The following is a 17,919-nucleotide window of genomic DNA, read 5'->3' on the forward strand; positions in this document are numbered from 1 at the left end:
AGGAATCAGGCAGGGGCGCGTTCAGGACATGTCTCCGGCAAGGTCAAAAATCGGCATGTACAGCAGCACCACGATGGCGCCCACGATCAGGCCGATGGCCGCCATCAGCAGCGGCTCGAAGGTACGGGTAAAACGGTCGATCCAGCGGCTGATCTCGCCGTCGTAAAAGGCGGCGGACTGGGTCAGCATCGGTCCCATGTCGCCGGTGCGCTCGCCCACGCGCAGCATGCGCAGCGAAATCGGGGTGGTCAGTCCATGTGCCTCGAAGGCGGTCGACAGCGGCTGGCCGGCTTCGATCACGGCGCGCGCGGCGCTCAGCCGGTCGCGCACGGCCGGCGAGACCATGCCCTGCACGGTTTCGATCGCTTGCACGATGACGATGCCGCCTTCGCTGAGCATGCCGAGGGTCAGGTACAGGCGCGAGAGTTCGTAGATGCGCACGCGCTCGCCGATGCCCGGCAGGCGCTCGACCAGGCGCGCCAGCGCGCCGCTTCGGGCCAGGTGACGCAGGCCGAGCACGATTGCGGCCAGCACGGCGCCCGCGCTGCTCGCCAGCAGGGCGCCGTGGCTGGCGGCGAACTGGCCCCAGCCGAGCAGCATCTTCGACATCCACGGCAGGTCGCGCCCGGCTCCCTGGTACACCTCGGCGAAGCGCGGCACCACGTAGCCGATCAAGAAGGCGCTGACGCCGCCGCCGACCATCAAGAGGATGACCGGATAGATGGCGGCGCTGACCAGCTTGGCGCGCACGACGTCGATGCGCTGCTGGTAATCGATGAAACGGGCGAGCGAACGCGGCAGGTCGCTGGTGCCTTCGGCGGCGCGCACGATGCCGACGTACAGCGGCGGGAACAGGTCGGGCTGCTCCGATAACACTTTGGAGAAGCGCTTGCCTTCGCGCAGGCCGCCGAGCAGGCGTTCGAGCACGCCGCGCGTGCCCGGGCTGGTTTCCTTTTCCAGCAACGCCTCGAGTCCTTCGACGATGCCGAGGCCGGCCGACAGCAGCGCCAGCAATTCCTGGCTGAACAGGACGAGCGACAGGTGGCGCTTGCTCTTGCGGCTGCCGAGACCACGGCCGACCGGTTCGACCGCGCTGATGTACAGGCCACGCGACTCGCACTGGCGGCGCGCGTCGGCCTCGTCGGGCGCGTCGATGACCTCGCTCGCGATCGACATGTCAGGCGCAAGGGTGCGGACGACAAACTGCATGGAAACCGCTTTCGGTAGGCGTGGGGTCGTGAGTATGGGTGCGGTTTGTTACGCAGCAGTGACTGCTTACTGCGAGCTGACGTCGGCGTCTTCGCCGGTCCCGCCTGGCTGGCCGTCGCGCCCGGTCGAGACGATCTCGTACTCGCCCTTGCTGCCCGGCGAACGGTACAGGTAAGGATGCCCCCACGGGTCGGCCGGGATGCCCTTCTTCAGGTAGGGACCGTTCCACTTCGGCGCCACCGCGGGCGGCGCGCTCATCAGGGCGGCCAGGCCCTCTTCGGCGGTCGGATAGCGGCCGACGTCGAGCCGGTAGGTGTCGAGCGATTTTTCGAATGCCTCGATCTGGGCCTTGGCAATGGTGACCTGGGACTTGCCGAGCTGGCTGAAATATTTGGGGCCGACGTAGGCGGCCAGCAAGCCGATGATCACGATCACCACCAGTAACTCGAGCAGCGTGAAGCCGCCTTCATGCCGGCGCAAGGTCCGGCCTTGTTTCATTGCTGCACACATCCGACTGACTCCTCGATTGCTCCACAAACAAAACCGCACGGCCGCCATTCCGAGCGCCACCCAGGACTTGCTGTCTGGAACACATCGGAATCGGCGTGCAAGGCTACCACGCTGATATCTCGAACGACAACTTTTCTTTGTTACGACGTCGCTTGCTTGCACGTCGCGATTTTGACCATTGAACTAGGGCAACAGCCGACCGCGCCATTTCCATTCCTTATAGAACTTTTATTTGCACGCAAGGAATTCCCTTTGTTGACGTAACGCAAGCGTGTCGCAAATTTTTGACATCCGGGTCAACAAACTGGTCGGTCCAGTTTTTCATAGGGGAAACAGAATTTTGTATGGAGAACCCAAAGAAAATATGTATTTTCCACGTTACAATTTTTTACATGTAACTTGTTGCCCTTGATATATTCATCGACAACCCAGCAGGCATATGCGGGGTAAAAATGAGCAAGAAGCACAGCAACAATCAAGCCACAAAAATTTAACGATAAGGTAGACAGACTGATGACTCACCCAATGAAACACGCCGTCCGCACCGGTACCCCTGGTGCTCTGAAAAAACTGCTGTGCGCTTCGCTCATCGGCGCCCTCGGCGCCATCGCCGCCCCGGCCAGTGCCGGCGTGGTCACCTTCGACAACGTCCAGAACATCGTCAGCGAGCAACTGAATGCCGGCGACACCGCCTACAACACCGGCGACGCATTCACCGAAGGCCGCTTCACCATGCGCGTCGATAACAGCGCAACCGCCGATGCCGGCGATTTCGGCGTGGTTGGCGCCCTGGTCGATTCGAACAACGCCTTTGCCTGCTTCGTCGCTTCCTGCCCGACCGGCAATGGCAGCACCTATTTCGCCGGCCTCAACGACGGCGTGCTGAACCTGAGCATTGCCGGCGCCGCGGGCTTCCGCGTCAACGGCCTGGAATTCGCCTTCGTCGCACCGACCGGCGGTTTGCCGAACTTCAGCTACGGCCAACTGGTCCTGACCGGCACCACCGCCGCCGGCGGCACCATCAGCATGGCAAGCAATTTCCCTGGCCAGAACGAAGCGGGCAGCTTCACCTTCGACCAGTTCATGATCGATCCGACCTTCCGCGGCACCACGCTGACCGGCCTGGCCATCAGCGCCTGCCTGTTCGACGACACCGGCGCCTGCAACGCGGACCGCGAGTTCACCCAGAACCAGGCCCAGTTCGCGCTCGACAACCTGAACCTGGCCGTGGTCCCGGAACCGACCTCGATCGCCCTGATGCTGCTCGGCCTGGCCGGGCTGGGCACCAGCGCACGCCGCCGCGGCAACAAGCGCAGCAAATAAGCAGCAAATAAGCAGCGCATAAGCAGCGAATAAGCAACACCGGCAGCTACCTTCACAGAACAAGGATTTGAATAAATGAACCTGCGTCCCGTCTCTTTCGCCGTGCTCACCCTGGTGGCCGGCATCGCAATGAACGCTTCCGCCCAGGAAGTGCGCCGTTCCTACATCGTGCAACTGGCCGACAAGCCTGTCGCTTCCTACACCGGCGGCGTCGCCGGCCTGGCAGCGACCAAACCGGCCGCCGGCCAGCGCCTCGACGTCACCGCGGCCAACGTGCAAGCCTACATCGGCTACCTGGAACAAAAACAGAACAACGTACTGTCGGTCGTGGGCGAGGCCCAGCTGACCCACAAGTACAACGTGGTGCTCAACGGCTTCGCCGCGATGCTGACCGACGCCGAAGTCAAGGCCCTGAAGGCCAACCCGGCCGTCGCCGCGATCGACGCCGACGAAGCGCGCCAGCTCGACACCAACTACACCCCGACCTTCCTCGGCCTGGACAAGGCTGACGGCCTGTGGAACCAGCAGCCGGGCGGCAAGGACAAGGCCGGCGACGGCGTCATCATCGGTATCGTCGACGGCGGCATCTGGCCCGAGAACAAGGCCTTCGCCGACCGCGTCGACGGCAATGGCGAACCGACCTTCGACAGCGCCGCCACCCAGGCCTTCGGCGCCGTCCCGGCCAGCTGGAAAGGCGCTTGCCAGACCGGCGAAGGTTTTACCGCCGACCATTGCAACAACAAGCTGATCGGTGCGCGCTACTTCAACACCGGCTTCAAGGCCAGCGGCCGCGTGCAGCACTGGTCCGACTTCGTCTCGCCGCGTGACTCGGTCGACGGCCCAAGCGGCCACGGCGGCCACGGCACCCACACCGCCAGCACCGCCGGCGGCAACAACGGCGTCGCCGTCAGCGTCAATGGCGTCGCCATGGGCAAGGCCAGCGGCATCGCCCCGCATGCACGCGTGGCCGCCTATAAAGTCTGCTGGACCTTCATCGACCCGACCAATCCGGACGGCAGCGGCACCCGCAACAGCTGCTACAACTCGGACAGCGTGGCCGCCATCGACCAGGCAGTCAAGGATGGCGTGAACGTCATCAACTTCTCGATCAGCGGCTCGCAGACCAGCGTCACCGACCCGGTCGAAATGGCCTTCTTCGGCGCCGCCGACGCCAACGTGTTCGTCGCCGCCTCGGCCGGCAACTCGGGCCCGGCAAATGCCGTCGCCCACCTGAGCCCGTGGGTTACCACGGTCGCCGCATCGACCCACAACCGCCTGAACGGCGCCACCGCCACCACCGGCACCGGCGCCAAGTACATCGGCGCGTCGCTCAACACCAACGCCCTGCCGGCCACCCGCGCCATCTCGGCACGCGACGCCGGCCTGGTGCCGTTCGCCTCGCTGAACGCCGCCGACCAGCTGGCACGCCGCCTGTGCTACACCGCGGCCGACCGCACCACCTACGGCGGCAGCGCCGCTTCCGCCCTCGACGCCAGCCTGGTCAACGGCAAGGTCGTCCTGTGCGAACGCGGCAACAGCGCCCGTACCGACAAGAGCCGCGCCGTGGCCGAAGCCGGCGGCGCCGGCATGGTCCTGATCGACACCGCCAACGCCCTGATCGCCGAAGTGCATGCCGTCCCGTCCGTGCACATCAGCCTGGCCGACGGTACCGCCCTGCGCACCTACGTGCAAGCCAACCCGAACGCCACCGTGTCGATCTCGACCTGGACCCCGCAAGTGGGCACGGCCCCGGCGCCGGTGATGGCGAGCTTCTCGTCGCGTGGCCCGAACCAGGGTTACAACAACATCCTGAAGCCTGACCTGACCGCCCCTGGCGTGGACATCCTGGCCGGCGTCACCCCGGTCAAGACCCAGGCCGAGCGCGACGCGATCGCCAACGGCAGCGAAGTGCCGGGCGCGGCATGGGCCTTCTACCAGGGCACCTCGATGTCGAGCCCGCACGTGGCCGGCCTCGGCGCGCTGCTCAAGCAGCTGCACCCGACCTGGTCGCCTGCCGCCATCAAGTCGGCCCTGATGACCTCCGCCGCCACCACCATCAACGACAACCAACCGGGCGCCGCCAACGGCCTGCTGCCATGGGCACAGGGCGCCGGCCACGTGGTGCCGAACAAGGCCACCGATCCAGGCCTGGTGTACGACGTCACCACGACCGACTACATCCGCTTCATGTGCGGCGCCAACGCCCTGTCCGCGGCCACCTGCGCGAGCACCGGCAGCATCCCGGCCTACAACCTGAACCTGCCGTCGCTGACCGCCGGCGCGGTGCTGGGCAAGCTGACCATGACGCGTACCGTCACCAACGTCAGCGACAAGCAATCGACCTACAACGCCACCGCTTCGCTGCCTGGCTTCACGGTCGCCGTCAGCCCTGCCACGCTGAGCCTGGCGCCTGGCGCCAAGGGTACCTTCACCGTCAACCTGACCCGCACCACCGCGGCGATGGACCAGTACGCCTTCGGCGCGCTGGAATGGCGTGACGGCACCCACGTGGTGCGCAGCCCGCTGACCGCACGTCCGACCGCCTTCAGCGCCGCGGCCTCGCTGCGTAGCGAACAGGTGAGCGGCAACAGCGTGTTCACCGTCGGCAGCGGTTTCTCCGGCAAGCTGGGCGCGAACAAGGGCGGCCTCAAGCCTGCCACCCTGAACGAGCAGACGGTGCGCCAGACCCTGGCGGCCGACGGCGGCGCGCTCGAGTGCAAGAACGGCGGCTCGGCCGGCGTAGTGGCAACGAGCTTCACGGTCCCTGCCAACACCATGGTGGCCCGCTTCTCGCTGCGCGACATCGACACCAGCGGTTTCAAGGCCGGCCAGCCTGACGACCTCGACCTGTTCGTGTTCAACGCGGCAGGCGTGCAAGTCGGCTACAGCGGCACCGCCACCTCGAACGAGATGGTGACCCTGATGGCGCCGGCAGCCGGCACCTACCGTGTCTGCGTTGCAGGTTACAACCCAACGGGCGGCAGCTCGACCTACACCCTGGCATCGTGGGTCGTCGCCAAGGACGAGACCGGCGGCAACCTGAAGGTCAACCTGCCATCGAGCGTCTTCGTCGGCGGCACCGCCTCGGCAGTCGCCAGCTGGTCGGGCCTGAGCGCCGGCCAGCGCTACCTGGGCGCGGTGCAGTACCTGAACGGCACCACGCCGCTCTCGACCACGCTGCTGGAAGTCGACGCCACCAACCCGGTGCCGACCGCCGGCGCAACCGCCAAGCTCGCCGCTGGTGGTGCCCGTACCGCCGAACTGCTGAACTAAGTTTGGCAAGCAGGTCCGGCAACGGACCTGCCGGCAAAAAAAACGCTGCGTGTCTTCGGACACGCAGCGTTTTTTATTTTCTCTGCTGATATGGGCTTAGCGCACTTGCGGCTCGCCGGTTCCCAGCTGGCAGGTGCCGGCGCGGCAGACCGCGCCCGGATCTGGGATGAAGCGGCAGTTCGACATCATGCCCGAAGCCGCGTTCTGCGCCTCGCGCTCGCTCTTGTAGCGCGCGGCCAGTGCCTGCAAGGCCGGCTCGGACAGGTTCGCCGTGGAATACGGCAGGTAGGCTTCCGGTCCGCCGCAGGCGCGCGCGCCGACCGGCAAGGTGCGGCACTGGGAAGCGTCGCTGCAGGCGGCGTCGCCGATCATTGCGCGGATCTGGTCGAGGGCGGCGACGCTGGCGTCGCCGGCCGTGGCGGCAGCGGCCGCAGGCGCCGGCTGTTGAGGTTCGGGAGGTGTTCCAGCGTCCGTCGTACAAGCGGTGCAGGCCATGATCAGGGAGAGAAGAAGTGTTCGCATGGCACAGATCATCGCCCGCACTGCTGGACCGGTCAAGGGCGATTCGTTTCAAGCCCGGCAACGGCGAAAGTCCGGCTATTTTCTGCGTACCCCTTGTTGAGAAACGGAACGTCGCGCCCATGCCACGTATCCCTTTGGCACTTATTTGTTTCCGTACGGCTATTTCTTCAAATCAATACCTAAATGTATGCAACGTCGCTCAACATGCGTGCAAAAGTTCATTATCTTCTGTCAATTACTAAAATAAATTTCCACTTGAAAATTTATTGACTACAATAAGCTCATCAGTAATAAATTTCCACAGAGCACTATCATGAATGTTGCCGAAGTCCGTACCCTCCTCACCACTTCCTTGCTGGCCCTGCTGACCGCCTGCGGCGCCGGCGCCCCGACCGATGCGATCGACGCCAGCGCCGCCGTCAAGGTGGCAACCACGGCTTCCGCTTCGTCGGTGTCCCAGGCCACAGGGCAGGCCGCCACTCCGGTCCAGGCCGTCACCGCCCAGCAGCCGCTGCCCGATTGCCAGCCCGAGAATTGCGCCGGCCTGCGCATCATCGACGGCAATGCCGAAGCCTTCCGCATCGACGCGATGCGCCGTGCCGCACAGGGTAGCTGACGCCATAAAAAAAGCACACCCGGCTTGCGCCGGATGTGCCTTCTGGATGATGCGGTAGTTGCTTACTTGTCAATTACTTGCGGCGTGCGCGCAGGCTCGAACCCATCAGGGCCAGGCCGAACATCAGCGAAGCCAGGGTAGCCGGTTCCGGCACTTCGCCGGCAGCCACTGGACCGACAGCGGCGATCGGTGCGGCGACCGTCAGCACTTCAGGCTGGCCCGGCGTCAGGTCGAACTGCACCAGGGTGCCGTTCTCGTCGCCCAGGTAGGTGTCCAGCACGTCGCTGAACAGGCCGATGCTGAAGCTCAGCGGATCGCCGCTGGCGGCGGTGTTGAACTCCAGGTCGAAGCCGAACATCTGGCCCAGGGTCAGGGTCTGCGTGAACCGGTTGAAGAACGCCTCCGTGCCGAGCACCACGTTGCCGCCGATACTGCCGCTGGCATCGCCTTCGATGGTGCTGACATCGCCGAAGTTACCGCTGAAATTGCTCAGCGTAACAGTCGTCGCCGGTGGCGTTTCCTGGCCCAGCAGCAGGAAGTCGAGCACGCCGGTGCCGGTGTAGCCGCTGGTATTGACGGTGACGTGGTAGCTCGGGCCGGCCAATGCGGCGCCCGCGCCGGTGGCCAGCATCAGCGCCAGCAGCGCGCGGGAGAACAGGTTTTTCAGGTTGGTCATTTTGTTTCAGTTCCTTAGAAAGTGCCGCTGACGATCTTGGCGGTATAGACGATGTTGGTTTTCGACGGATTGACGAAGGTGGTCGTGACGGTTACCGTCGCGCCCGGCGCCAGCGTGGTGCCCGGCAACGTCAGGTAAGGCGCACCGCCCTGCTGGCCGCTCTTGTTGTCCAGCGTGACGCCGGCAGGCAAGCCTTCCAGCACCAGGTGCAGCGGGCCGCTCAGTGCTACGGCGCTGGTGTTGGTGACCTTCACGGTCGCGCTGAATTTACCGGTAGCGCGCACCAGTGTCACGGCCGAACGGGTGATCGAGGTCGACGCGGTCACGTCCACGGTCGTGCCCGCCAGGTTCAGGCTGACCACCACCGGATCGTGGTCCGACGCGCGGTAAGGACCGGCCTGGTACGGATCCTGGCCGTTGCCCGATTCGATGTTGTAGTCGATCGCGTCCGGTTCGTCGGCATTGTTGTGCCACTCGGTCACGCCGGCCACTTGCGGCGACAGGCTGCTGCTGGCCAGTGCATGGTCGAGGTAACCGCTCTCGGCGCCGAACACGTACGAGTAAGGAATGCCGGTCGGACGCACGAAGCGCTCGATTTCGTTCACATAGCCGGCCGCGTTGAGCAGGCGGATCGGATCTTCCATGCCGTAGGCGTTCATGTCGCCCACGATCAGCACGTCGGCGTCGTTGGCGGCAGCCACCACTTGCGGCAGGAAGTAGTCGCGCAGGCGTGCGGCCTGCTGGACGCGGGCCAGGTTCCAGCAACCCTGGCCGTCGCCGCTGTCGGTGTTGCCGGCGCCTCCGCCACAGCCACCCTTCGACTTCAGGTGGTTGACCACCAGCGAGAACTTGCCGCCGTTGGCCGCCTTGAAGGTCTGGGCCATCGGTGGACGGTTGTTGACGTCGTCGCCATCGGACAATGCGCCACCCACCAGGCTGACCGCGCCCGGTTTGTAGATCATCGCCACGCGGATCGCATCGGTACCGGTCGCGGCCGGCTTCGGCACGACGGCGTAGGTGTTCGCGCCCATGACGTTGTTGAGCTGCTCGACCAGGTAACCGGCGGCGATGTCGTCGTTGTTCTGGATTTCCATCAGGCCCACCACGTCGGCATTCACGGCCACCAGCGAGGACACGATCTTGTCGCGCTGGCGCACGAATTCGGCCATGTTGTCGGCGCCGCGGCAGTTCGAGCGGTTGGTGGTGTTGCCGATCTTGCAGCCCTGGCCGGTGCGGCCCCAGGCATCGTTGCCGTTGGTGAAAGTGGTGAAGAAGTTCAGCACGTTGGCGCTGGCCACGCGCACGTTGCCGCCGGCAACGACCGGCGCCGGCAGGCGCTCGTTGGTGCGCGAGAAGGTCGGCGTCACCGTCGGCTGCAGCTTGAACGCTGCGCCGCCACCGCCCATGGCGCCGAAATCGACCACGCCGGTGAGGTCCGTGACGGTGTCGCCGGCACGCACGGTGCCATCCTGGAACAGGTAAGGAATCGTGGTCGGGGTGACGAAGATGCCGTCGTCGAGCACGATCATGTTGGCCGCATTGCTGGCCGCCAGTGCGCGCGCTTCGGGCGAGCCCGGCACGTAGCGGTTGGTCGGGATTTCGCGGCGGCCGGCCGACAGGGTCAGTTCGCCGCGCTCTTCCACGTAGGCGTTGCCGTTGACGGTCAGCGGCGTGGTGAAGCGCACCAGCATGCCTTCGACGTCGGCCAGGTTGGCGTTCGGCAGCACGACATTGGTCGGCGCGACGCTGCCGGTGCCGATTTTGCTGGTGGCCGAGACGTTCGTCAGTTCGGTATACGAACGGTTGGCGCCCGATGGGGTGTACTCGGTGACGGTGCCGGTGACGCGCACCAGGTCGCCCACGGCGATGCCGGCGGTCGAGCCGAACACGTACAGGCCGTCCGAAGTCGCCGGGTTGCCGTCGCCGTTCGGGTCTTGGATGAAATAACCGCCGCTGATGACGGCGGTGACCACGCCCTGGGTCGTCTGCACGGTGCCGGCAAACGCCGACCGTGGCGCCGTGCCCTGGATTTGCGGGATGGTCAGCTGGCCGCCGACGCTGACGTTGACGCTGCAGCTGGCGCTCTGGCCATCGTTGTTGCCGAAGGTGATCGTGACCGGATAGTTGCCGGCGCCGACGTTGGCGCCGACGCTCAGGGTGGCGCTGGCGGTGGCGCCGATGCCCGATGCGGCGATGAAATTGCGCAGTTCGATGCCGGTGACGGCGCCCGCGCTCAGGACCGCGCTGTTGACGATGCTGTCGATGTCGCGCGCCGTGATGGCGGCGCTGCCGGTGCTGCCTTGCGTGACTTGCAGGGTCGCCGGGCAGGCCGGGACGATCGGCTGGGCGACCGGATCGGGGTCGGGGCCTGGACCGGTGCCGCCGCAGGCGTTCAGCGGCGTGGTCGAACGGCGCGGCAGGCTGGCCGCGACGACGGCGAAGTCGCCGGCATTGTTGTCGGTATCGGTACAGCCGGCCGCCAGGCGCTGGGCCTGGGTCGAAACCGACAGCACTGCCGTCGGCGCCGTTTCGCGGCGGTTGGCCGCGCCGTAGCCGACCAGGTCGATGATGGTGTTTTCGGTCGCGGCGCTCAGCTGGGCGGTGGTGTTGGCCACGGCCACGCTGCCGGCGGTGGCCGAAATGGACATCGCCCAGTTATGGTCGATGGTGCCGATGTCGGCGCCCGCGGTTTGTGGATTGCCCGCCACCAGGAAGTACTGGCCAGGCTGCAAGGTCACGTCCGGCAAGGCATTGAAGGACGACCAGTTGGCGCCCGTTGCCGACGCATACTGCAGGCTCTTGCCCTTCAGGGAAACCGGCGCGCTGCCGCGATTGAACAACTCGATGAAGTCGCGGTTGTAGGTCGAGCCGCCGCTGGCGCCGCCGCCATAGACCTGGCTGATGACGAGGTCGGGCGAGGCGGCAAGCGCGCTTGTCGATAATCCGGCCAGCAATGCGGCCAGGAGCGTCAGCCGGCCGGCTGGCGTATTCGTTGCAACGTGCATTTTCATGGGCTTCCTAGAAAGGATGAGGGGGCAGAATCTTTGTTGTCGATGCTGCTAGTCATTTTATTACTAGAAATAATTTTACGGAGACAATTTGACAGGAGAATGACAAAGTGCAATGCAGCACTCGTCTAGATGAGGTAAGGCGACAACACATTGATTCCACAGGGAAACTTAACGCACGACCGTGCGCGAGCGCGCGTGAAACCGGTCCTGAAACGGCGCCGCCAGCGGCTCGCCGATGAAGACGCCCTGGGCTGGCCAGGCCACGCTTTTCCAGTAGGCTTCGATGGCGCTGTCGCCGTTTAGATAGTGGCGCAGCAGCACGCTTGGGTTCGGGAATTTCTGCCAGTGGTTGCAGGGTTCGCCCGCCGTGCCGTAGCTGGCCGTGGCGCCCGCCGCCAGCCAGCGCAGGCTGCTCATTTGCGTGCCGCCTTCCAGTTCACCGCCATGCGAGGTCAGGTGGTCCGCGAGGGCGCCGGGCACGAAGCGGACCGTGTCCAGCTTGTCGACCTGCGCCTTGCCGGTCTGGTAGACCAGCACGTCGCCGGCGCCCTCGAGCACATCGGCTTGCAGGCGGTGGATCGTGAGCGCCTGCGCCGGGCGGTAACCGGCCCGGGGAAAGAAGCCGGCGCGGGAATTGCGCGCCGCTTCCGAGGTCGTCAGGTACCAGGCATGCGCCGGGATGCGGCGCATGCCGCTGACCACGCCGCGGTCGATCAGGGCTTGCGCTTCCTCGCGCGAGGCGATCGGCAACAGCATCGACAGGCGCATGCCGTAGTCGCGCACGGGACGCCCGCCGGATGCATTGAAATAGCGGCTCGGCTTGCCGGCGGCGCAAGTGTCGGTGCACAGGGCGGGGTCGTAGCCCAGGGTGTAGGCCCCGGTAATGCCGTGGCAGCCCACTTTCCAGGGTGCGCTCCAGAGCATGAGGACGGCTTCGACCTGCGGCCCCAGGCGGCTGTCGATCTCCGCCTTGAGCAGGCGAAAGCGCGCCGGGTCGAGCGCCGCCGGCCGTCCCGGAATGCGCACGTGGACGACGTTCTCGGCGGGAATCGCGCGCCGGCGCCGGTAATAGGCGCCGATGGCGACGCTGTCGGGATCGTCGTCGTTGATCACGATCGCCAGGGTGCGCGCATCGAGGGCGCCCTCCGCTGGCGCCGCCGGCGTGGCGCAGGCGAGCGCCAGCAGCACCGCAAGGATGCAGCGACGACGGCAGTCACCGCGGGCGCGGCAAGCCATGGCCGCCCGTCAGGCGGACAGGTTCGTCGCCGGTCCCTGCGGCCCGCCTTTTTCCATGCGCTCGCCCCGTCGCGGGCGGCGGCGCGCCGCCAAGGCATGCAAGCGCGCCAGCCCCGCCAGTGCCAGGCCGCCGGCCAGCATGGCGGCAGTCGCCGGCTCCGGGATCGGCGAGACCGCATAGACTTCCATCGCGTCGATGGCGAAGAAGCGTCCACCGACGGAACCGTCGATGATGCTGCGCCCTTCCCCGGCCGGATCGCCATAGCTCAGGCGCCAGGACAGCGCCGTGTCGAGCGCATCGTCGACGAGCAGGTCGGGGCCGGCGCCGAAGGTCGGCCCCTGGTCGAGGGCATTGAAGGTCTGGAAGCTGCCCTGGCTGGGCAGCTCGAAGCCGACCGGCACCTGGCGGTACACGGCCGGCACCGTGTAGTTGAAGATGAAGGCGGTGCGCTGGAAGTCGCGCGGCGTGAAATGCCAGCCGTCGTCGCTATCCCAGCTTTGCGGATTGTAGCCGCCGATTAACCAGGCCCGGCCCGCCGGATCGCTCACGCGCAGCAGGGTGAAGGTCGGGCCACGGCCGTCGGCGGCGGCGTGGAAGTCGAGCGAGGTGTCGCCCGCGCCCTGGCGTGTGTAGACGTTTTCGAAAATCTGGTCGCCTGCCCCGAGCCAGCGTTCGAGCTGGCCTTCGAGCGTCGGGTCCAGCGGCGGCGCGCCGCTCTGGGCGGCGGCCTGCGGTGCGGCCAGTGCCAGCAGCGCAGCGGCGGTAGCGAATGCAAGGCGCGTCTTCATCATCACCTCCGGGCAGGTTCACTCACCCTGCATTGTATGCCGCACCGGGAGGGGCCTTCACACTGTTGACCTGGGGAACCTTGTTCGATTGGAGAGAGGACGATCCGGCCGCACGGACGAAAAAAAAACGGACGTTGCCGTCCGTTTTTTACTGGATCGTACTATCGCTTACGAGCGCTTGTAGATGTCTTCGAAGCGGACGATGTCGTCCTCGCCCAGGTAGCTGCCGGACTGCACTTCGATGATGTGCAGCGGCAGTTTGCCCGGGTTCTCGAGACGGTGGTTCATGCCGATCGGAATATACGTCGACTCGTTTTCCGACAGCAGGCTGATCTTCTCGCCGCAGGTCACGCGCGCCGTGCCCGACACCACCACCCAGTGCTCGGCGCGGTGATGGTGCATCTGCAGCGACAGCTTCTCGCCCGGCTTGACCGTGATGCGCTTGACCTGGAAGCGGTCGCCCGCATCGATGCCTTCGTAGTGGCCCCACGGGCGGTAGACGCGGGTGTGGTGCAGGTGCTCGGTACGTTCGGTCGACTTCAGGTGGTCGACCACCTGCTTGACGCGCTGCACCGCGCTCTTGTGGGCCACCAGCACGGCGTCGTTGGTCTCGACCACGACCACGTCTTCGAGGCCGACGACGGCGACGATGCGGCTCTCGGCGCGCACCAGCGAATTCTTGACGCCATCGAGGTAGACGTCGCCGCGCTGGGCGTTGCCGTTCTCGTCGTGCTGCTGCACTTCCCACAGGGCCGACCAGGAGCCGACGTCGCTCCAGCCGATGTCGGCCGGCACCACGACGGCGTTGGCGGTGTGCTCCATGACCGCGTAGTCGATCGAGTCCGACGGGCAGCTGGAAAAGGCGGCTTCGTCGAGGCGGCAGAAATCGAGGTCGCGGTAGCCGGTGGCGACCGCCTTTTCGGCCGCGGCGGCAATGGCCGGGGCGAACCGGGCCAGCTCGGTCAGGTACTGGTCGGCGGCGAACATGAACATGCCGCTGTTCCAGTAATAGCCGCCATCGGCGACGAAGCCTTCGGCGGTGGCCAGGTCCGGCTTCTCGACGAAACGTTCCACCTGGTAGCAATCGTCGCAGCCGGCCAGGGCGGCGCCGCGGCGGATGTAGCCATACCCGGTTTCCGGGGCCTGCGGCACGATGCCGAAGGTGGCCAGGCCGCCGCCCGCAACCAGGCCGGCGGCGCGGGTGACGGCTTCCCGGAAGGCGCCCGTGTTTTCGATCACGTGGTCGGCCGGCAGCACCAGCATGACCGCCTCGGGATCGATCGCCTTCAGGTAATGGGCCGCCGCGGCCACCGCCGGCGCGGTATTGCGGCCGACCGGTTCGAGCAGGATTCCCAGCGGCGTGATGCCGGCCGCGCGCAGCTGTTCGGCCACCATGAAACGGTGGTCGTTGCCGCACACGACGAGCGGCGCCTGCAGCCCCGGCAGGCCGGCCACGCGCAGCGCGGTGTCCTGCAGCATGGTCTTGTCGGCGACGAGCGGCAGCAACTGCTTCGGCAGCACGGCGCGCGACAGCGGCCACAATCGGGTACCGGCGCCGCCGGAGAGAATCACTGGGTAAATTTTCATGCGTCTGCTTTCTATCGAGTATTACCGCTTGCTACTTTTTTCTGTCCTGCGTTTTCCTTGCGGCTGCTGCGGCGGCGATCGCGTGCATTCAACCATTCCTCGGAGCTGTATTCGGAGGCGTGCTTCATCTCTCCGGCGCGGTCGACACTATATTCCTTGAATACGATCATCTCGTTGAGTGTTACATCATGCAACACCCGCGTATATTCAAACAACACGCTGCGTACGATTTCCGCCCCTTCGCAGATATGGCTGCCGTGGCCGATCCAGGTCGGTCCGACGATGTGCACGCCCGCTTCGATGCGCACGCCCGAACCGATGTAGACGGGACCTTCGATGGTGGTGCCGTTCCAGTCGATGCTCGTGTTCAGGCCAACCCACAGGCCCGGTTCGATCTGGGTGCCGGGCACGTCCATGTGATTGACTTCGCCGGTCAGCACGGTCTGCAGCACTTCCCAGTAGTCGGACATGGTGCCGATGTCGAGCCAGTTGAACGGGCGGCCCTGGGCATAGAACGGCAAGCCGCGTTCGGCCAGCAGCGGGAACAGTTCGGAACCGATGTCGAAGGTCACGCCCGGCGGGATCAGGTCGATCACTTCGGGTTCGAAAATATAGATGCCGGTGCTGATGAAGTTCGACTTGGCTTCTTCCTGGCTCGGCTTTTCCTGGAACTCGGTGATGCGGCCCTGTTCGTCGGTGACGACGACGCCGTAGGACGAGACCTTGTCCCATGGGACTTCCTTGGTGATGACCGAGGCCATCGCGCCCTTGCGGCGGTGTTCGAGCAGGGCCGCTTTCAGGTCGAGGTCGATCAGCGCATCGCCGCACATCACGATCGTGGTGTCGTCGAAGAACTGGCCGAATTCCTGGATCTTCTTCATGCCGCCGGCCGAGCCGATCGGCTCGGGCACGATGGTGCCGTCGTCGGTGGTATAGCCTTCGAACGAGTAACCGATCTGGACGCCGAACTGCTCGCCCTCGCCGAAATACTCCTCGATTTTTTCGTGCAGCCAGCTGACGTTGACCATGATCTCGGTCACGCCATGCTTTTTCAGGTGTTCGACCAGGTAAGCCATCACCGGCTTGCCCAGCAGCGGAATCATCGGTTTCGGAAGATCGTAGGTGAGCGGGCGAACGCGTGTGCCCTTGCCTGCCGCGAGAATCATTGCTTTCATTTTCAACCGCCCTTTGGTGGGGCCTCCACCGACCTGCTGCGCGCCGGTCGCTCGAGGCCCTGTTACGTTGGTGACTAGTGACTAGTGATTAGTGATTCGAAGTCTGGTAGCGCCAGGTGTCGGTGCACATCTGCGCGACGTCGCGCGTGGCCACCCAGCCCAGTTCGTCGCGTGCGCGCGCCGGATCGGCATAGCACTTGGCGATGTCGCCCGGACGGCGGTCGACGATCTGGTAGGCGATCGGCCGGCCGCTGGCCGCTTCGAAGGCGCGTACCATTTCCAGCACGCTGTTGCCACGGCCGGTGCCGAGGTTATAGGTCACCAGGCCCGGCCCCTGCGCCAGCTTGTCCAGCGTTTTCACGTGGCCGATCGACAGGTCGACGACGTGGATGTAGTCGCGCATGCCGGTGCCGTCCGGGGTCGGGTAATCGCCGCCGAATACCGACAGCTTTTCGCGCTGGCCGGTGGCGACCTGGGCGATGTAGGGCACCAGGTTGTTCGGGATGCCGGACGGCGATTCGCCGATCAGCCCGCTTTCATGGGCGCCCACCGGGTTGAAGTAGCGCAGCAGCGCGATACGCCAGTCCGGCTCGGCCTTCACCAGGTCGCGCAGGATGTCTTCGATCATCAGCTTGCTGCGGCCGTAGGGATTGGTGGCCGACAGCGGGAAATCCTCGGTGATCGGCACCGAGGCCGGATCGCCGTAGACGGTGGCCGAGGAGCTGAAGACCAGCGTCTTGACACCGAATTTCGCCATCGTCTCGAACAGCACCACGCTGCCCGACACGTTGTTGTCGTAGTAGCGCAGCGGCTGCGCCACCGATTCGCCGACCGCTTTCAGGCCGGCGAAATGGATCACCGCGTCGACCTTGTGGGCGGCAAAGGCCGCTTCCATGGCGGCGCGGTCGCGGATGTCGGCGTCGACGAACGCGAACGACTTGCCGGTAATCTTTTGCACTTGCTCTTGGACCGAGCGCTGGGCGTTGGAGAGATTGTCGACCACGACCACGTCGTACCCGGCATTTTGCAACTCGACGACGGTATGGGAACCGATATAGCCCACGCCGCCAGTAACCAGAATCTTCATTGTCGTCACTCTCTTCACAAATATTGCGCGCCTGTTTCGGCGCTCCAGAACGGCTTTTTGGAAACCGTCCCCCTCTTGTCCTTCGGTAGCGGCTTTCAAGAGCCGCCTTCTTCCCTGCTTCGGATGGCGCCCCTGTGGAACGCTTTTTATGTATTCAATGCCGGCGCCCCTGCGCCGCTTCCTTGACCAGCAGCCAGACGAAGGCCATGTCCTCGATAAAATACCGGCGGAACATGCGCCGCGGTTCCTGCAAAAAACGGTAAAACCATTCCAGTCCGGCGCGCTGCATCCAGCGCGGCGCCCGTTTCACGCGGCCGATCGCGACGTCGAAGGTGCCGCCCACACCCATCGCGAACGGCACGCGCATGGTGTCCTGCCAGCGCCGGAGAAATTGTTCCTTCCTGGGCGAACCCATCGCCACGAACAGCAGGTCGGCGCGGCTGTCGCGTACCTGAGCGGCCACCGCTGCTTCTTCCGCTTCGCCCCGCCAGTAGCCGTCGCGCCAGCCGGCAATCGCCAGCTGCGGATAACGGTGCGCATAGGTATCGGCCAGCGCGGCCACCACCTCGGCACGCGCTCCCAGCAGGAACACGCGCCAGCCGCGCTCGCCCGCCCTGCGCATCAGCGCCTCGAACAGGTCGACGCCGGCGACGCGCTCCTTCAGGGGCTTGCCCAGCAGGCGCGATGCCCACACCACCGGCATGCCGTCGACGTTGACCAGGGCGCAGGCATTGATGATGCGCCGCAGTTCGGCGTCGCGGCTGGCCTTGACCAGCTTGTCCACGTTCACCACCACGTGCTGATGAGGCTGGCCGGAGCGGATGAATTCCTCGATACGGCAGAGGGTTTCCTCCATCGACAGATTGTCGATCCTGCAGCCCATCATCGTGATGGCGGGGGTCATT

At 65.4% G+C, this 17,919-nt stretch carries 14 protein-coding genes; 3 read left to right on the top strand and 11 right to left on the bottom strand.

Features of this window, described 5'->3' with window-relative positions; translation table 11 throughout:
- Positions 1-21: 21 nt before the first annotated feature.
- Together AC56LG_RS01365 and gspG are read right to left on the bottom strand one after the other, a co-directional pair.
- A complete protein-coding gene (locus AC56LG_RS01365; RefSeq protein WP_497164343.1) occupies positions 22-1,209 on the bottom strand; it encodes a type II secretion system F family protein in 1,188 nt (395 codons plus the stop codon).
- Between the two features lie 66 nt (positions 1,210-1,275).
- A complete protein-coding gene (gspG, locus tag AC56LG_RS01370; RefSeq protein WP_497164344.1) occupies positions 1,276-1,719 on the bottom strand; it encodes a type II secretion system major pseudopilin GspG in 444 nt (147 codons plus the stop codon).
- Positions 1,720-2,244: 525 nt separating this feature from the next.
- On the opposite strand from gspG, the gene AC56LG_RS01375 reads away from it, so the two are divergent.
- Positions 2,245-3,042 (top strand): NF038120 family PEP-CTERM protein, encoded by a 798-nt coding sequence (locus AC56LG_RS01375; protein ID WP_497164345.1) that lies wholly within the window; start codon positions 2,245-2,247, stop codon positions 3,040-3,042.
- Positions 3,043-3,117: 75 nt separating this feature from the next.
- A complete protein-coding gene (locus tag AC56LG_RS01380; protein WP_497164346.1) occupies positions 3,118-6,315 on the top strand; it encodes a S8 family serine peptidase in 3,198 nt (1,065 codons plus the stop codon).
- A gap of 96 nt (positions 6,316-6,411) precedes the next feature.
- On the opposite strand, the gene AC56LG_RS01385 is transcribed toward AC56LG_RS01380, so the two are convergent.
- Entirely contained in the window at positions 6,412-6,837 is a 426-nt protein-coding gene (locus AC56LG_RS01385) for a hypothetical protein (protein WP_497164347.1), read from the bottom strand.
- 313 nt (positions 6,838-7,150) lie between these two features.
- On the opposite strand from AC56LG_RS01385, the gene AC56LG_RS01390 reads away from it, so the two are divergent.
- Positions 7,151-7,453 (top strand): hypothetical protein, encoded by a 303-nt coding sequence (locus tag AC56LG_RS01390; RefSeq protein WP_497164348.1) that lies wholly within the window; start codon positions 7,151-7,153, stop codon positions 7,451-7,453.
- 73 nt (positions 7,454-7,526) lie between these two features.
- Here AC56LG_RS01390 and AC56LG_RS01395 read toward each other — a convergent pair whose 3' ends face one another.
- The 8 genes from AC56LG_RS01395 to AC56LG_RS01430 form a co-directional block, all read right to left on the bottom strand.
- Positions 7,527-8,129 (bottom strand): NF038129 family PEP-CTERM protein, encoded by a 603-nt coding sequence (locus AC56LG_RS01395; RefSeq protein WP_497164349.1) that lies wholly within the window; start codon positions 8,127-8,129, stop codon positions 7,527-7,529.
- Positions 8,130-8,143: 14 nt separating this feature from the next.
- Positions 8,144-11,140, bottom strand: a complete 2,997-nt coding sequence (locus tag AC56LG_RS01400; RefSeq protein ID WP_497164350.1) for an ExeM/NucH family extracellular endonuclease — start codon at positions 11,138-11,140, stop codon at positions 8,144-8,146.
- A gap of 168 nt (positions 11,141-11,308) precedes the next feature.
- Positions 11,309-12,376: a TIGR03790 family protein gene (locus tag AC56LG_RS01405; RefSeq protein ID WP_497164351.1), complete on the bottom strand. Its 1,068-nt coding sequence runs from the start codon at positions 12,374-12,376 to the stop codon at positions 11,309-11,311.
- A 9-nt stretch (positions 12,377-12,385) separates the two neighbouring features.
- Complete coding sequence (locus tag AC56LG_RS01410; RefSeq protein WP_497164352.1) at positions 12,386-13,165, bottom strand: PEP_CTERM-anchored TLD domain-containing protein; 780 nt, start codon at positions 13,163-13,165, stop codon at positions 12,386-12,388.
- Between the two features lie 168 nt (positions 13,166-13,333).
- The gene (locus AC56LG_RS01415) at positions 13,334-14,752 is read right to left on the bottom strand and encodes a mannose-1-phosphate guanylyltransferase/mannose-6-phosphate isomerase (RefSeq protein WP_497164353.1); all 1,419 of its coding nucleotides are present in this window, start codon (positions 14,750-14,752) and stop codon (positions 13,334-13,336) included.
- Between the two features lie 11 nt (positions 14,753-14,763).
- Positions 14,764-15,927, bottom strand: coding sequence for a nucleotidyltransferase family protein (locus AC56LG_RS01420; RefSeq protein ID WP_497164354.1), 1,164 nt, complete (start codon positions 15,925-15,927; stop codon positions 14,764-14,766).
- Positions 15,928-16,015: 88 nt separating this feature from the next.
- Positions 16,016-17,014, bottom strand: a complete 999-nt coding sequence (gene galE / locus AC56LG_RS01425; RefSeq protein WP_497164355.1) for a UDP-glucose 4-epimerase GalE — start codon at positions 17,012-17,014, stop codon at positions 16,016-16,018.
- Between the two features lie 154 nt (positions 17,015-17,168).
- Positions 17,169-17,918: a WecB/TagA/CpsF family glycosyltransferase gene (locus tag AC56LG_RS01430; RefSeq protein WP_497164356.1), complete on the bottom strand. Its 750-nt coding sequence runs from the start codon at positions 17,916-17,918 to the stop codon at positions 17,169-17,171.
- Between the last annotated feature and the right edge of the window lies 1 nt (position 17,919).

The sequence above is a fragment of the Telluria sp. ZB2R32 genome, from assembly GCF_059685715.1.

Excerpts from the sequence above, each read along its gene's own strand:
- AC56LG_RS01365 (WP_497164343.1), bottom strand. The coding sequence starts at position 1,209 with ATGCAGTTTGTCGTCCGCACCCTTGCGCCTGACATGTCGATCGCGAGC.
- gspG (WP_497164344.1), bottom strand. The coding sequence starts at position 1,719 with ATGTGTGCAGCAATGAAACAAGGCCGGACCTTGCGCCGGCATGAAGGC.
- AC56LG_RS01375 (WP_497164345.1), top strand. The coding sequence starts at position 2,245 with ATGAAACACGCCGTCCGCACCGGTACCCCTGGTGCTCTGAAAAAACTG.
- AC56LG_RS01380 (WP_497164346.1), top strand. The coding sequence starts at position 3,118 with ATGAACCTGCGTCCCGTCTCTTTCGCCGTGCTCACCCTGGTGGCCGGC.
- AC56LG_RS01385 (WP_497164347.1), bottom strand. The coding sequence starts at position 6,837 with ATGCGAACACTTCTTCTCTCCCTGATCATGGCCTGCACCGCTTGTACG.
- AC56LG_RS01390 (WP_497164348.1), top strand. The coding sequence starts at position 7,151 with ATGAATGTTGCCGAAGTCCGTACCCTCCTCACCACTTCCTTGCTGGCC.
- AC56LG_RS01395 (WP_497164349.1), bottom strand. The coding sequence starts at position 8,129 with ATGACCAACCTGAAAAACCTGTTCTCCCGCGCGCTGCTGGCGCTGATG.
- AC56LG_RS01400 (WP_497164350.1), bottom strand. The coding sequence starts at position 11,140 with ATGAAAATGCACGTTGCAACGAATACGCCAGCCGGCCGGCTGACGCTC.
- AC56LG_RS01405 (WP_497164351.1), bottom strand. The coding sequence starts at position 12,376 with ATGGCTTGCCGCGCCCGCGGTGACTGCCGTCGTCGCTGCATCCTTGCG.
- AC56LG_RS01410 (WP_497164352.1), bottom strand. The coding sequence starts at position 13,165 with ATGAAGACGCGCCTTGCATTCGCTACCGCCGCTGCGCTGCTGGCACTG.
- AC56LG_RS01415 (WP_497164353.1), bottom strand. The coding sequence starts at position 14,752 with ATGAAAATTTACCCAGTGATTCTCTCCGGCGGCGCCGGTACCCGATTG.
- AC56LG_RS01420 (WP_497164354.1), bottom strand. The coding sequence starts at position 15,927 with ATGAAAGCAATGATTCTCGCGGCAGGCAAGGGCACACGCGTTCGCCCG.
- galE (WP_497164355.1), bottom strand. The coding sequence starts at position 17,014 with ATGAAGATTCTGGTTACTGGCGGCGTGGGCTATATCGGTTCCCATACC.
- AC56LG_RS01430 (WP_497164356.1), bottom strand. The coding sequence starts at position 17,918 with ATGACCCCCGCCATCACGATGATGGGCTGCAGGATCGACAATCTGTCG.